Origin of the sequence: Halobacillus litoralis (assembly GCF_020524025.1) — a bacterium.
GTDB classification, from domain to species: Bacteria; Bacillota; Bacilli; order Bacillales; family Halobacillaceae; genus Halobacillus; species Halobacillus litoralis_D.
The window spans coordinates 607,385-621,889 of sequence record NZ_JAIVKN010000002.1 but is presented as its reverse complement, the minus strand read 5'-3'; the positions used below and the strand labels follow the sequence as shown (position 1 = coordinate 621,889).

Here is a 14,505-nt window from a genome sequence, read left to right as displayed (position 1 = left end):
TAAAAAGTGAAAGAATCGCTTGAAAGCCTACGTAAGGTTTTCGAGCGCTTTTTCATTTCGTTTAATCATCTGTTCGAAACGTTTATGGAACCATTCAATCTCCTGTCCTTCTAAGGGGGTAGTGACAATGTCACCTGAAAGTTCGTGAATCTTAATCAGAATACGGTCACGGATGTCTGCCACACTTAGATTTAAATCAAGCAGCTCATTTAATGAACCCATCACGGAGGGGTTGATGTGCGGATAGGTAAATCGTGTTTCCTCATTTTTTCTGCCTATTTCATAAAAGTGTTTTAGTAAAGCAGCTCTTTCTGAACCACTGCCGCTGACATCTAAATAGATTTGGACAGCGGAACCGTTCTTGACCCGCCTTTGAGAAATACCGGCGAATTTTTTACCATTAATACTCAGGTCGTAGGTGCCAGGACAATAGGACTGTGTGATCTCATAAGCTTCAATTTGATCCGTAAAGTCCGAGAACAGGTATTGAATGAAAGAAACCATAGCTTCGTATCCTTCGTGAATGTTTACTTGTTTGGAGTCAGGGAAAATGAGGGAAAGGTTCATAACACCCTCATCCAAAACAACAGCAAGTCCACCGGAATTTCTTACGACTACTTGATATCCCTGTGATTTCAAGTAATTGATCCCTTCCTGGATATAAGGAAGGCGGGCATCAGGAATTCCTAATACGACGGTGTTATGATGGACCCAGAGACGGGCTGTTGTCGGGCTCATCCGCTCCCCGACAGATATAGATAGCGCATCGTCTGTAGCAAAGGACTGAAGCGCTGAAAAAGAAGGACCCAGATTGCTTTGGTCAATAAAGCGATACGTTTTAGGTTTCAACAATGAATGTAGAGTACTCATAGAATTCGATCTCCTTTTTTACAATAGCAATCCTCATTATATCAAAAGTCTGCTATTGCATGAATAAGGGAAGGGATGTAAAATCTCCGTTGGATAAAAAGTAGAAAAAAATAAAGCATAGAGACAGGTGACGCACTCAGTCGCCTGTCATTATTTGTCTGTCAAGATGTTTTTTTGTCGTAAATTAAGGTATATAATAGATGAAAATGTCGTGTAGAAAGGACAGAATGATGGCCTATCGTGATGAAAAATTAAGTGAAGAGAAGGTTTTTAAGGATCCCGTTCACCGTTATGTCCATGTGCGCGATCGGGTAATCTGGGATTTAATTGGTACAGCAGAATTTCAAAGGCTGCGAAGAATTAAGCAGCTTGGCACTTCGTATTTAACGTTCCATGGTGCAGAGCACAGTCGTTTCAACCACTCTTTAGGTGTTTATGAGATTGTCAGGAGAATCATTGAAAATTTCCAGGACCGCCCACATTGGAACGCTGAGGAAAGGCTCCTTAGTCTTTGTGCTGCTCTTTTACATGACCTTGGGCATGGACCTTTCTCCCACTCGTTCGAAAAAGTCTTCAAACTTGACCATGAGGATTTTACTCAGGCCATTCTTCTTGGGGATACGGAAGTGAACCGCATTCTCAATCGTGTGGAAAAAGGCTTTCCCAAAAAGGTTGCAGATGTTATTAACAAGACTTATGAAAACAAGCTGGTCGTGAGTGTTATTTCCAGTCAGATTGATGCTGATCGGATGGATTACTTGCAAAGGGATGCTTATTTTACAGGTGTAAGTTATGGTCACTTTGATATGGAGCGTATCCTTCGTGTCATGCGGCCGATGGAAGATCAGGTTGTGGTCAAAGAGAGCGGCATGCATGCCGTTGAAGACTACATTATGAGCCGTTATCAGATGTACTGGCAGGTGTATTTCCATCCCGTGACAAGAAGTGCGGAAGTGATTTTAACGAAGATCCTTCACCGTGCAAAAGAACTTTATGAAGAAGGGTACACATTCAAACTCGATCCGGTCCACTTTATGTCTTTTTTCCGCGGTCAGCCGACACTCAAAGAGTATTTAGCTCTTGATGAAGCTGTTGTGCTTTATTATTTCCAAACATGGATGGAAGAAGACGATGGAGTTTTAAGTGACTTATGTCAGCGCTTTGTGAATCGCCGTCTATTTAAATACATTGAGTTTAACCCAAATGCGCAGATGAATGAATGGATGGAATTGTATAAACTGTTTACCAAAGCTGGCTTGAACCCTGATTACTATCTTGTGGTTGATTCAAGTTCTGATCTTCCATATGATTTCTATCGTCCTGGGGAGGAAGGCGAACGTCTTCCAATTCATTTGCTGCAGCCAAATGGAGAATTGAAGGAGCTTTCCCGTCTCTCGGATATTGTAGAGTCCATTTCGGGCAAAAAACGAACGGATCATAAACTGTATATTCCTCTGGATCTCCTTGAGGACATGTCGAATCGGAGTAAAACAAAGAAACGAATTATGGAAATATTGTTTGGATAAGGAGTGAACCTCCATGTTGGAGAAGCATGCGAAACTGATGCAGTTTTTCTCAAGTACGGAAGAAATCGTGGGTCGAAAAAAGCTGCAGAAAATGATCTATATTCTAAAGAAGTGTGAAATCCCTTTTGAAGAAAAGTACCAATTTCACTTTTATGGTCCGTATTCAGAAGAATTGACTTTAAGAGTTGAAGAAATGTGTAATCTTGGTTTTATTAACGAAACGAGAGAAGAGAAAAAGAATTACTACCAATACAGGTACCAATTAACAGAAAGTGGACGAGAATTTCTCAAACATTATGAAATGAATCTTCCACCGTTAACCCGTCACATAGAGGAAATGAATGGACGCAGTTCACGCTTCTTGGAACTTGTATCAACAATGCTCTTCTTTGAAGATCTTCCGAAAGAAGAAATTTCGGAGAAGGTGTTCACTGTAAAAAGTGCTCAGAACTATACAGATAAAGATATAGAAGATGGATGGAAATTTATTGAAAGCCTCCGTTCTATTCATTAGAATAAGTAAAGGGTGTACTAAAGTCGTGCACCTTTTTATTTAGGTTGCGTTGTCAGAATTTTAAAAATTGTAATCTATTAAAGTTTAATGTTGTTATTCTTTATATTAAGTTTGTTTAAGAATAGGGCAGGAGTGTTGAAGACTCCAACCTGAGACACTTTATTGTGAGTGGGGACGTTATGTTTATTGAGTGGAAGGGTGTCTGGGGAACGACTCGCTTTCCGCGGGCGAGCTGTCGAGCCTCCTCAGGAAACCCACCCTGCGGGGTCTCGTCTGCCTCTTTATCCCGCAGGAGTCTCCCCGTTCCCCAGACACCCCTTATCAGAAGTCGTATAACGTCCCCTTAGCTCGAACGTGGCGGGGCTTCAACAATCTGGCCTCTCATATGTGGCATGCTTCCGCACCCTCATAATATGGCAGAGGTGGTTCGGGAAATTGCGAGACTCCTGCGGCAGTAGGAGCCTAGGGGAGACCCCACAGAGAGTGTAGCGAACGAGGAGGCTTCCCAGCTCGCCGCGGAAAGCGAGTGATTTCCCGAACCACCTTATTCTCAATTTGGGAAAGCGGAGCATTCTCTCAACTTCGAGCCTTCCATATAAGGGGGCTTATATGGAACGAAATCAACACTAAACATTAACAGAGCCAAAAATTAAGCTGGTTTTAAAGAAGAAAGGGGAGGGATTCGTGGGAAAGGTTCTAAAGTTTTTTGGATATTATTTATTGGGGTTAATGGGTATCCTGCTGATCAGTACAGCACCTGCTTTATTTAGGCAGCGTGAATTTTTAAGCATATCTAATTACATAAATGAGCTGCAGATGCTCTTTTCATCTATTTTAAAACCATCAGAGTGGACATACCTTTTCAAAGGCAGTCCTGTACCGCTTCTGGAACACTTGTGGGAGCCTTATACTTATTCCATGACTGTGTTTTTTGGAGGCATATTTCTTGGTTTCCTTCTCGCATTTGCAGGTGCTTTTCTAACAGTATTCTTACCAAAATGGATACAGTCGGCCGTCTCCAGACTGTTAGGCGTTCTTGAGTCGATTCCTGATTTATTGCTGGCGTTTTCTTTCCAGTTGTTTATCGTTTGGTTGTATCGAAAAACAGAAATTTTACTTATACCTTTTGTAGCTCTCGGCCAGGAGAAAGTTTATGCTCTGCCTATTCTTGCTATTGCTGCTTTACCTATGGTGATGATGTACAGGGTACTTTTAATGCTGATAGAAGAAGAATGGACGGCATCTTATGTTCAAATGGCGAAAGGGAAGGGGTTGGAGAAGTATTTTATCTTGTCGGTACATATTTTAAGGAATATCATCAAAAGCGCTTTTTATCATTCGAAGATTATTATCTGGGGTTCTTTGTCGAGTCTTTTAATTATTGAATATATTTTCAATATGAACGGTATTACAACCGCTTTTTTGGATGATTTCCGTCCGATCGTTTCTTCCGTAATTCTCTTCCTGCTATTTACTCCATTTTTTGTTATCTATCAAGGGACAGAATTGTTTATCTTTAAGGATCGCAGAGCTGTAGAAGAAGCGGACACTCAAATGAACCGCTTTATTAGTGCTCCTTCTTTTAAACGGGGAGGGACATGGATGAAATATGTTCTCGAAGAGGTTTTAGCTCACTTTAAAAATCCAAAGTTTCTCTTAGGTTTCCTCGTTATTTTTGGGACAGTTGCCATCAGTATCATCTACTCATCCACAGCAGATCCTCTTATTGACCAGTACCGTCATATCTATGAAGATGACAAGCTTGTAAGCACATCTCCTCATACACCTGAATATGTGTTCCTTGGGACGGATGAGTTTGGGTTCAGTGTACTTGACCAATTGGTTATAGGGGCAAAATACACCATTATCTTTGCCCTTGCCATTGCTTTTTTTAGGCTTATCTTTGGCTTTTTACTGGCCATTCCATATGCTTTCTTTCTCCCGGTTAAAGTACAACGGGTATTGGAAAAAATTGTGGATGGTATGCACTTTCTGCCTATGACAATTATTGCATATATATTATTATACCCGGTCCTGTGGATGCCCCCTGATGGCTTTTCAACTACGGAGGGGGAAAGAATTCTGTATCAAGGCATCATCTTAACTCTTCTTGCGGTCCCGTTACTTGTTACCTTACTCGGTAACGAAATGAAACTGGTTATGAAAGAAGAGTTTGTCACCAGCACAAAAGTGTTGGGGGGCAGTTCAGTTCACCTGTTATGGAGACACCTGCTGCCACATCTAAGTGCTCGAATGGGAGTTGTTTTTGGACAGCAGTTTATTCAAACACTGCTGATCTTTATCCATTTAGGCGTGTTTGATATATTTTTTGGCGGAACGAAAGTCAGTTACGATCCGAATTGGCCGGACCCGCCGATTAGTACAACCTATGAATGGTCCGGACTAATTGGTGCAGCAAAGAATTCTCTTATGACCGGTCGCTGGTGGTTAATTATCCCCGTTCTTGTTTGTTTTATGGTGATCATTTTATCTATGCAGCTCGTCATTCAGGGAATGAAAGAAGTTCAGCAGAGACGGGTAGGAGTACCGGTTGACCAAAATACATGGCTGAAGAGGCTCCTGCGCAGACGCCCCTCAGCAAAGCGTGAAACAAGACAGGTCCATATGGAAGACTTTGAATTTACACACACGAAAAGGAAACATGGCTGAATCATTTATGACAACAATCACGAGACGGATATTATTAAGTCCTTAATATCAATGAAAGGGTGGAATAAGGGAACTTACATGTGAACATAAAGGGCCACGGCAGAACTTAAATAATTAAACAAACGTTTGATCAATCATTTGTTGTGCACAGTAACCAGGACCTTCCTTTCCACCCAATGGCTGTTTCTATGTTAAAATAGGACAAAATAATAGGTGCAAAGAAGGAGGATCGCTTGATTATGAAAGAATTCGATCAATTTAAAAACAAAGGTGAAGGCAGCGATAAAAAGAAAAACCAGTTCACCATTATTAAAGATGACTCTACAGATGGTCATGGCGGTTATGGTGTCGGCTCGATCAGCCTTGAGAATATGACGCCGGTAATCGTAGATCCAAATGAAGAGGAAGCCTATGTAGACATGGGTGCTCTGCATGCTCGTAGTAAAGTAGAAAAACGGATAAAGTTCATCACGGATCGGGAAGTCGTAGCGAATGGTCTTCAATATTGGATCGCATGGGTAACGGTGGATTATCAGGAGGGGAGACCTTGTTATCACGGGGTAGCTGCCAGTGAAATCGTAGTGGACCGTTCAATCAAGCGTGGCTACAAATCGATGCCTGAACATGTGAATCATATGGATAAATCCTTGAAGGGCCGCTTTGTAGTGGACCATTTAGATGATAAATCGAAGCGAATTCTTGGGGATTACCTGCGTGAATTTAAACCAGAACTCTGGGAAAACACATCCCAGGAATTAAAGGATTCTCTAAACGTCTCCTAATGAAAAAGCACTTCCGTAGCGGAAGTGCTTTTTTAATGTTTGTTAAACATAGTCATAGACCCTCTAAATGATGCTTGATTTTAATTGTAGTATCATGAAAAGTTTTTCTAAATGGGAAAGGAGAGAAAAGAAAAAGGAAAGGAACCTGTAAATTCCAGTTTACGAACGTCACTTTTATGATAAGATAAGAACAAACGTTCGTAATGGAGGAGGGGTAACGATGGATAATCAAAATCGTGACCGCGGGACGATTAAATGGACCTCGCTGATGCTGCCGGAACATGTAGAAATGGTGAAGAAGCTTTGGAAAGAGGATCAACGCGTAGAAAAAGGAATCATTGATGAGCAAAAGGCTGTGGAAATTGATTTCTTACTACAAAGGGCGATGACAGATGATCTGACGGTTAAAGTCAGGTTCTATAATGGCTTTGACTATGAAGATCAGCTTATGAAAGTGAAACGGGTGAATCGATTGGAAAAAGTGGTCCACGGGGTAGATTGGAAAACAAAAGAACAGGTCCGGGTTTCTCTTGATAATATTTCAGATTTGACTATCATCTAGAGAAAAATTACAAAGGTCACAAAAAAATTTATGAAAAATTCATTGAATTCAGACGGCTGACCTTGACGAACCTGTTCCCTGGTAATATATTTAGTACCACATGGGTTATTCATGTTTACTAGGACAGAAAAAACGACCGGCTTTTGCTGGTCGTTTTTTCTGTCTTTTTTCCTTCATGATTCAACCTTTTAGAAGGTTGATGTCATATTCATACATAGCTGAATCCCTGCGACAGAAAAGTCCCTGATGAGATTCACAAGCCTTATGAAGGTTTAGAAAAACCAATCCACTACATCTTTATACCAAGGGTCATCTTTAAATTCATCGTCTAAGTCCCTGCTGTCGTCCCCACCGCAGATTTCTTCAGGAATCGCCGATTTCTCCATGTACACTAATCGTTCCTGCGGGCAGTTTGGACCTGAGAGGTATCCGGTTTCCGGGTCTACATACACGCCCTTTACTCCAGGAGGAGGGATGAATGCAGCGGTAGGCAGAGATGTGTGGATTTCCTCCATTGTATCCGCCCAGATGTTTTTTGCGTATCTGTGATCATTGAAGTTCTCTAGTTGACGTCCACCTTCATCATAACCAATCCATACGCCGGAAACATATTGAGGGCTGAAACCGATCATCCAGCTGTCTGTATCTGTAGTCCCTGACTTTCCGCCATACATACGGGTTAATTTTCCTTGTATAGGCGCTCCTGTAACAGAAGCGTAGGAAGCATCAAGGACAGAATCAAACATTCCCGTCATCATATGAGTAATCGTAAAGGCCCGGGTTTTATCGATAGCATCATCTTCATTATAAGTCGGCTTATACTCATAAAGAACGTTCTTGTGACGATCCGTAATCTTTTCAATAGTGTGTCCATTTAAAGATTCTGATCCTTTTATCATCTTCCCATAGGCACTTACCATATCGAAAAGAGAAATGGATGAATAGCCCAGAGCAAGGGAGGGATGAGGTTTAAATGACTCTTTAATGCCAAATGTCTGGAGAGTCTTCACAAGCTTCTCAGGACCAATATCCATGTGTGTAGACACTGCGTAAATATTATCGGAAACGGCAAGTGCTTGAGCCATTGTAATCGGTTTATCGGAATATTCATCGTTAAAATTTGATGGTACGTAAGGTTCTGACTGGCCATCTACCTTGAATTCAACCGGTTTACTCTCCTTCATGGTAACTGGAGAATAACCTTCTCCCAGAGCTGCGTAATAGAGGAAAGGTTTAATGGTCGATCCTACAGGCCTTTTCGCTTGTGTCGCCCGGTTAAACGGGCTCTCTTTATAATCTTTCCCGCCTATAAGAGCGGTAATGGCTCCTGTATGACTGTCCATAACAGCAGCTGCAACTTGAATCTCTTCACCAGAAGGGATATTGCCTTTCACCTTTTTCTCTAAAGTCTTCTGGTGTTCTGCATTCAAAGTAGTATAAATATGATACCCACCCGTCTGAACACCTTCTCTGTCTATACCTAACAGCTTGGCCGCTTCAGCAGTCACTTCATCCTGAAAGTAAGGAGCCATTTCTTCCTGTGTATCTTCCTTTGGCGTTGAATAGACAATACTTGCTTCAACAGCCTTCTGCTTTTCAGAAGAGGTAATGTATCCGTTTCTCTCCATTTCCGCTAAGATCTGCTGCTGCCTCGTTACAGCTCTTTCCTCATCATTAAGAGGAGAATAGTAGCTGGGACCCTTGGGAATGCCGGCGAGCATGGAGGATTCGGTAAGGGTTAGCTCGTTGGCGTGCTTGCTGAAATAATGCCTGCTGGCTGCTTCGACTCCATAAGCCCCATGACCGTAGTAAATCGTGTTCAAATACCCCTCCAGTATTTCATCTTTGCTGTAAAAGATTTCTAAACGCAGAGCATACAACGCTTCCTGAATTTTTCTTGTCCATGTTTTATCGTGAGATAGGTAGAGGTTCCTGGCATACTGCTGTGTAATCGTACTTGCACCTTCTGCCATTCTCATCTGCTTTAAATCAGTAAGGATAGCAGCAGCAATTCTTTTTAAGTCGAAGCCAAAATGATCATAAAAACGCCTGTCTTCAATAGCGAGTGTGGCGTCTTTAATAGATTCCGGCATTTCTTCAATATTGATCCAATACCTTTCTTCGGCACCACGGTCTTCACCAATCACCTTTCCATCACTCCCATAAAAGAGTGTGTTCTGCTCTGTCATGAGAGATGGAGGTCCCTGGGCTATGGCATAGGCAAGAACACCTATTGTTCCGATCGCAAAAAGGACCGCGCTGATTAATGTCAGTTTCACCCCGCGTTTTAACCATTTATAAGAAGTTTTAATAAAGGATAGCATGTCTATATACTCCCAACTGTTAAAGTAATTGCTTTTCTGGTACTAATATAAAGACTGCTATTATTATGTGAGAATTCGTAGTAAAATAAACTTCTTGTTAGTTTTTCTAGTAAAGAAACATTCATAGAAAACAAAGGTCCGGCCTTTGTTTATAAATTCATGAACTGCGGTTTTTTCCGTTTTACTCATCATAAGGATGAGCAGGATGGAGAAAGGTCGCAAGCGAAAAAAGGAGAATGCAGCATGGGTACATGGTTTACCGAGAAACAAACCGAGCATTTTGGAATTACAGCGAAGGTTAATCAATCCCTTCACAAAGAGAAAACAGATTTTCAGGAGCTGGAGATGCTTGAAACAGAAGAATGGGGAAATATGCTCGTTCTTGATGATATGGTTATGACGACGGAAAAGGATGAATTTGTTTATCACGAAATGGTAGCTCATGTGCCTTTGTTCACTCATTCCAACCCCAAAAATGTGCTTGTTGTTGGAGGAGGAGACGGAGGGGTCATTCGTGAAGTGTTAAAGCATGAAAGTGTGGAAAAAGCAACGCTTGTTGAAATTGATGGAAAAGTCATTGAATACTCGAAGAAGTATCTCCCTTCCATAGCTGGTGCGCTTGAAGATCCCCGCGTCGAAGTGAAAGTGGATGACGGGTTTATGCACATTGCAAAAAGTGAGAACGAGTACGATGTCATCATGGTAGATTCGACAGAACCCGTCGGACCAGCTGTGAATCTCTTTTCTAAAGGTTTTTACGAAGGAATTGCTAAAGCATTAAAAGAAGACGGTATTTTCGTCGCCCAAACTGACAATCCATGGTTTAAAGCGGACTTGATTCGTCAGGTTTATCGTGATGTGAAAGAGACATTTCCGATTACCAAAGTTTACACTGCAAATATACCAACCTATCCAAGTGGACTTTGGACGTTTACGATGGGGAGTAAAGTCTATGATCCTTTACAAGTATCTGAAGAACAATTTACTGAATTAGATACGAAGTATTATACAGACGAGATTCATACGGCTTCTTTTGCACTGCCAAAGTTCGTTAAGGATCTGACGAAGGAGTGACGACTATGCGCTTTGATGAAGCTTACTCAGGTAAAGTATTTATCATGAGCCGTGCTACAGAGCAGGAGGCTGATGCCGTCATTTATGGGATGCCGATGGATTGGACGGTCAGCTTCCGTCCAGGCTCCCGCTTCGGACCCAGCCGGATTCGTGAAGCATCCATCGGACTGGAAGAATACAGCCCATATTTAAATAGACACCTGGAAGAAGTGCGCTATCATGATGCCGGTGATCTGCTGCTGCCATTTGGAAACGCCGCGCGCAGCCTTGAAATTATTGAGGGGTACATGGACGATTTGATGAAACAAGGAAAATTCCCTCTAGGTCTTGGAGGGGAACACCTGGTTACATGGCCGGTCATCCAGTCGGTGTACAAATCTTACCCAGACCTTGCTGTCATCCATATTGATGCTCACGCTGATCTGCGTGAGGAATATGAAGGAGAAGTTCTATCCCACTCAACTCCCATTCGGAAAACCTGCGGGCTGATTGGGGCTGAGAATGTCTACTCTTTTGGCATTCGCTCTGGTATGAGGGAAGAATTCGAATATGCTGAGCAGTCTGGAATGCATATGTTCAAGTTTGATGTGCAGGCTCCTCTGGAAAAAGTCCTACCGGAACTTTCCGGGCGTCCTGTGTACGTGACAATTGATATTGATGTTCTTGACCCCGCTTATGCACCCGGGACCGGGACGGCAGAAGCAGGTGGAATATCCTCGAAGGAACTTTTAGCAAGTATTCATGCCATGGCAGAAAGTGATATGAATATTGTAGGTGCTGATCTTGTAGAAGTTTCCCCTGCCTATGATACATCTGAGAAAACACAGATTGCGGCAAGTAAATTTGTACGTGAAATGCTTTTAGGCTTTGTTAAATAAATGATAGAATAGAACCAGCCACTGTGAGAGGTCATCATAGTGGCTTTTCTATTTGGCTCTCCTTAGACGCAAGCCGTCTTAAATGGATAAGAGCTTTGCTTTTGTAAACAACGATCGAAGGAGCGTTTAGTTTGGATAAAAAAAGAATCAGTTTAATCTCGGTTTATGCACTGGTTATGGTTGGTTTGTTTATTGCTACTTTTGGTGGGCAGTGGAACCCTTCCAACTACAGTTATACAATGAATGAGGACACCGTGGTCATCGAAAAAGGTTTGTTTTCAGAAAAAGTAGAAGCCGTGGATATCGATGAGCACATTAATAATATTCTGCTTTTTCAAGTAGCTTTATCAGAAGAAAGACAGCTGTGGAGATTAGATGTGGGAATGATCGGTCTGATGCTGCCTCTTTTGGCTTTTCTTTTTATCCCTCAGCAGAGACCGTTAAAAAAATATCTTTCTTTTAAGTGGTACATGACAGTGGTTTTGGCTATCCTAGTTTTATACATGGCATATTCCATACCCAATCATCTTACACAGATTGAGAATGTTCATGAGTATGTCCGCATTCTGGTAGAATAAATGATCGGATGCTTGCGTTTTTCTTTTTGACTTCTTATAATATATAAGTTATATCTTGTACGTAAAATGGCGATAGAAAAGGTGGAGTAGAGATGCCAAGTAACGCAAAAGACGTCCAGGTACAAATCGTAACGGAAATTCAGGATAAGGATCGTAAAGAAACAATGGAGATCCAGGAGCCTGGGCAATTTTTCACGCGCGGCGATACCCAAGTGCTCACCTTTACCGAGCACCCAGAAGACGGCGATCCAGTCAGTACGATGGTGACAATCAAGCCTGAACATGTCAGCATTAAACGCAGCGGGGGCGTGGATATGCGCCAGGTCTTCCAGGAGTCAGTGGAAACAGAGAATCTTTATCACCATACTTACGGTGATTTTCATATGAAGACGTATACAGAAAAAGTGGATTTTACTTCACTCGAAGAGTCCACAGAGGGACGACTGGATTTGAGTTATAAAATGACGTTAAATCACGATGTGACCCAGGCCCACCGGTTGACGTTAACGTTTGAGGAGGAGAGCAATTCATGAATATCGTTGAACAAATGGAACAGAAGTTGAAAGATGAAATTGTCCGCTCTGTCCTGGCTGCTGGATTGGCTGCAGAGGAAGAGCTTCCAGAGGTCGTTTTGGAACAGCCCAAAGATAAAGCACACGGAGACTATGCAACCAACATGGCGATGCAGCTTGCTCGTGTAGCAAAGAAAAATCCTCGTGCTATTGCAACAGAGCTTGTGGAACAGTTCGATCATTCCAAGGCATCCATTGAGAAGATTGAAATTGCCGGCCCTGGCTTTATCAATTTTTATATGAACAATCAGTATTTGACGGAACTTGTGCCGACTATTTTAAACGCTGGTGACCAGTATGGTCGTACAAACAGTGGAGAAGGTCATAAAATCCAGGTCGAGTTTGTTTCAGCTAACCCGACAGGTACCCTTCATTTAGGACATGCCCGCGGTGCCGCTGTAGGGGATTCTCTATGTAATGTTTTAGATGCTGCCGGTTATGATGTGTCACGGGAATATTATATTAATGATGCTGGTAATCAGATGGCCAACCTGGCTCTTTCCCTTGAGGCTCGTTATATGCAGACCCTCGAAAAGGAATGGGACATGCCTGAAGACGGTTATCACGGACAGGATATCGTAGGTCTTGCTGAAAAGCTGGTCAGTGAAGATGGAGAGAAATGGGTGGACGTTGCAGAAGAAGAGCGTCTGCAATTCTTCCGTGAATATGGCTTAAAATTCCTACTGGATAAAATTAAAACCGATCTTGAAGAATTTCGTGTGCCGTTCGATGAGTGGTTTTCAGAAACTTCACTTTATCAGGACGATCAGATTACAGATGCCCTGCAAGTCCTAAAAGATAAAGGGTATGTATTTGAAAAAGATGATGCGACCTGGTTTGAAACAACGAAATTCGATGACGATAAAGATCGTGTACTCATCAAGAATGACGGCACCTACACATATTTGACACCGGATATTGCGTATCACAAAAATAAATTAGATCGCGGCTTTGATACGTTGATTAATATATGGGGAGCCGACCACCACGGATATATCCCACGTATGAAAGCGGCTATCCAGGCGCTTGGTTATGAGAAAGATACACTGGAAGTTGAAATCATTCAGATGGTGAACTTATTCCAAGACGGGGAAAAAGTGAAAATGAGTAAACGGACAGGAAAAGCTGTTACGCTCCGTGAACTGATGGAAGAGGTCGGAATTGATGCGATGCGCTACTTCTTCTCTATGCGCTCCAGTGACTCTCACCTGGACTTTGATATGGATCTTGCCCGTTCAGAATCTAATGAGAACCCTGTGTATTATGTTCAATATGCTCATGCCCGCATCTGCACGATGCTTAAGCAGGCAGAAGAAAAAGGGTTGATGAAAGAATCCTATGATGGGACTCATCTTACAGCTGAAAAAGAAGAGGACCTGCTGAAACGACTGGGAGAATTCCCACAAATCGTTGCCGATGCAGCAGAAAAGCGTACACCACACCGCATAACACAGTATGCTTTTGATTTAGCTTCTAATCTTCACAGCTTCTACAATGCAGAAAAAGTCCTGGATGAAGCAAACCCAGAACGTACGGCAGCACGAGTGGCCTTAATGAAAGCCGTTCGGACAACATTGAATAATGCATTACGATTAATCGGTGTTTCTGCACCAAATCAAATGTAAGGGCATATAGTATGAAAAGGGCGTCTTTGCTATAGGAGCAGGGGCGTTCTTTTTTTTGGAAAAGGCGGCTCTGTTAAAACTTCGTGTTGTTATTTTATTTTCGTTTGTGGAAGAAAAGGGGAAGGTTGCGTAAGACTCCATTACGCTTGTTGAGAATCGAGGGCTGCGGGTCCAACTCGTTCTCCTGGGTATATGCTATCCTGTTATAGAAAGAAGAGAGGGCCTTTTAGGAGGTCCTTTCTTCTTTTTTTTACCCTTCTTCCGTAAGATATAGAGGGGCTGCATGACATCATCAGGGCTGGCAGATAATACACCTACGAATAGATAGAAAGGCTGTGGAGGTTTATGGTTAAAGAAGTTATATTAGCTTTACTTACAGGTTTTATTGTCGGTATCCTTTTTGCTGCTTTTAAACTCCCCATTCCAGCACCACCTGCTTTCGCTGGAGTCGCTGGAATTGTAGGGATTTACTTAGGCTTTAAGGTCATGGGATGGATCGGAACTGTACTTCCAGAGATATTCAGATAAGA

The 14,505-nt window shown here is 42.2% G+C and carries 13 protein-coding genes; 11 read left to right on the top strand and 2 right to left on the bottom strand.

Features of this window, described 5'->3' with window-relative positions; genetic code table 11:
- Positions 1-27 precede the first annotated feature (27 nt).
- Positions 28-870 (bottom strand): biotin/lipoate A/B protein ligase family protein, encoded by an 843-nt coding sequence (locus LC036_RS09585; RefSeq protein WP_226581513.1) that lies wholly within the window; start codon positions 868-870, stop codon positions 28-30.
- A gap of 230 nt (positions 871-1,100) precedes the next feature.
- On the opposite strand from LC036_RS09585, the gene LC036_RS09580 reads away from it, so the two are divergent.
- The 5 genes from LC036_RS09580 (at position 1,101) to LC036_RS09560 (ending at position 6,924) form a co-directional block, all read left to right on the top strand.
- On the top strand, positions 1,101-2,396 hold the full coding sequence (locus LC036_RS09580; protein WP_226582498.1) for an HD domain-containing protein: 1,296 nt from the start codon (positions 1,101-1,103) through the stop codon (positions 2,394-2,396).
- Positions 2,397-2,409: 13 nt separating this feature from the next.
- Entirely contained in the window at positions 2,410-2,910 is a 501-nt protein-coding gene (locus tag LC036_RS09575) for a YwgA family protein (protein ID WP_226581511.1), read from the top strand.
- A 684-nt stretch (positions 2,911-3,594) separates the two neighbouring features.
- Positions 3,595-5,580, top strand: a complete 1,986-nt coding sequence (locus LC036_RS09570) for an ABC transporter permease (protein WP_226581509.1) — start codon at positions 3,595-3,597, stop codon at positions 5,578-5,580.
- A 239-nt stretch (positions 5,581-5,819) separates the two neighbouring features.
- Positions 5,820-6,362, top strand: coding sequence for a YwhD family protein (locus LC036_RS09565; protein ID WP_226581507.1), 543 nt, complete (start codon positions 5,820-5,822; stop codon positions 6,360-6,362).
- 220 nt (positions 6,363-6,582) lie between these two features.
- Entirely contained in the window at positions 6,583-6,924 is a 342-nt protein-coding gene (locus LC036_RS09560; RefSeq protein WP_226581505.1) for a YolD-like family protein, read from the top strand.
- A 272-nt stretch (positions 6,925-7,196) separates the two neighbouring features.
- Here the strand turns inward: LC036_RS09560 and LC036_RS09555 are convergent, their stop codons facing one another.
- A complete protein-coding gene (locus LC036_RS09555; RefSeq protein WP_226581503.1) occupies positions 7,197-9,248 on the bottom strand; it encodes a transglycosylase domain-containing protein in 2,052 nt (683 codons plus the stop codon).
- 243 nt (positions 9,249-9,491) lie between these two features.
- Here LC036_RS09555 and speE point away from each other — a divergent pair, with 243 nt between their 5' ends.
- The 6 genes from speE to LC036_RS09525 all read left to right on the top strand — a co-directional run bounded on the left by speE (position 9,492) and on the right by LC036_RS09525 (position 14,503).
- The gene (gene speE, locus LC036_RS09550; protein ID WP_226581500.1) at positions 9,492-10,322 is read left to right on the top strand and encodes a spermidine synthase; all 831 of its coding nucleotides are present in this window, start codon (positions 9,492-9,494) and stop codon (positions 10,320-10,322) included.
- Between the two features lie 5 nt (positions 10,323-10,327).
- Positions 10,328-11,200, top strand: a complete 873-nt coding sequence (speB, locus tag LC036_RS09545; protein ID WP_226581497.1) for an agmatinase — start codon at positions 10,328-10,330, stop codon at positions 11,198-11,200.
- Positions 11,201-11,331: 131 nt separating this feature from the next.
- Positions 11,332-11,778: a hypothetical protein gene (locus LC036_RS09540; protein WP_226581494.1), complete on the top strand. Its 447-nt coding sequence runs from the start codon at positions 11,332-11,334 to the stop codon at positions 11,776-11,778.
- A 92-nt stretch (positions 11,779-11,870) separates the two neighbouring features.
- Positions 11,871-12,311 carry a DUF1934 domain-containing protein gene (locus LC036_RS09535; RefSeq protein ID WP_226581491.1) on the top strand — a complete coding sequence of 147 codons (441 nt, stop codon included), beginning with the start codon at positions 11,871-11,873 and terminating at the stop codon, positions 12,309-12,311.
- Complete coding sequence (argS, locus tag LC036_RS09530; RefSeq protein ID WP_226581488.1) at positions 12,308-13,975, top strand: arginine--tRNA ligase; 1,668 nt, start codon at positions 12,308-12,310, stop codon at positions 13,973-13,975. Before LC036_RS09535 ends, argS begins: the two co-directional genes overlap by 4 nt.
- A gap of 345 nt (positions 13,976-14,320) precedes the next feature.
- Positions 14,321-14,503 carry a XapX domain-containing protein gene (locus LC036_RS09525; RefSeq protein ID WP_226581485.1) on the top strand — a complete coding sequence of 61 codons (183 nt, stop codon included), beginning with the start codon at positions 14,321-14,323 and terminating at the stop codon, positions 14,501-14,503.
- Positions 14,504-14,505 lie beyond the last annotated feature (2 nt).

Coding starts and splice junctions, on each gene's coding strand:
- LC036_RS09555 (WP_226581503.1), bottom strand. CDS start 9,248: ATGCTATCCTTTATTAAAACTTCTTATAAATGGTTAAAACGCGGGGTG.
- LC036_RS09560 (WP_226581505.1), top strand. CDS start 6,583: ATGGATAATCAAAATCGTGACCGCGGGACGATTAAATGGACCTCGCTG.
- LC036_RS09525 (WP_226581485.1), top strand. CDS start 14,321: ATGGTTAAAGAAGTTATATTAGCTTTACTTACAGGTTTTATTGTCGGT.
- LC036_RS09535 (WP_226581491.1), top strand. CDS start 11,871: ATGCCAAGTAACGCAAAAGACGTCCAGGTACAAATCGTAACGGAAATT.
- speE (WP_226581500.1), top strand. CDS start 9,492: ATGGGTACATGGTTTACCGAGAAACAAACCGAGCATTTTGGAATTACA.
- argS (WP_226581488.1), top strand. CDS start 12,308: ATGAATATCGTTGAACAAATGGAACAGAAGTTGAAAGATGAAATTGTC.
- LC036_RS09575 (WP_226581511.1), top strand. CDS start 2,410: ATGTTGGAGAAGCATGCGAAACTGATGCAGTTTTTCTCAAGTACGGAA.
- LC036_RS09580 (WP_226582498.1), top strand. CDS start 1,101: ATGGCCTATCGTGATGAAAAATTAAGTGAAGAGAAGGTTTTTAAGGAT.
- LC036_RS09585 (WP_226581513.1), bottom strand. CDS start 870: ATGAGTACTCTACATTCATTGTTGAAACCTAAAACGTATCGCTTTATT.
- LC036_RS09565 (WP_226581507.1), top strand. CDS start 5,820: ATGAAAGAATTCGATCAATTTAAAAACAAAGGTGAAGGCAGCGATAAA.
- speB (WP_226581497.1), top strand. CDS start 10,328: ATGCGCTTTGATGAAGCTTACTCAGGTAAAGTATTTATCATGAGCCGT.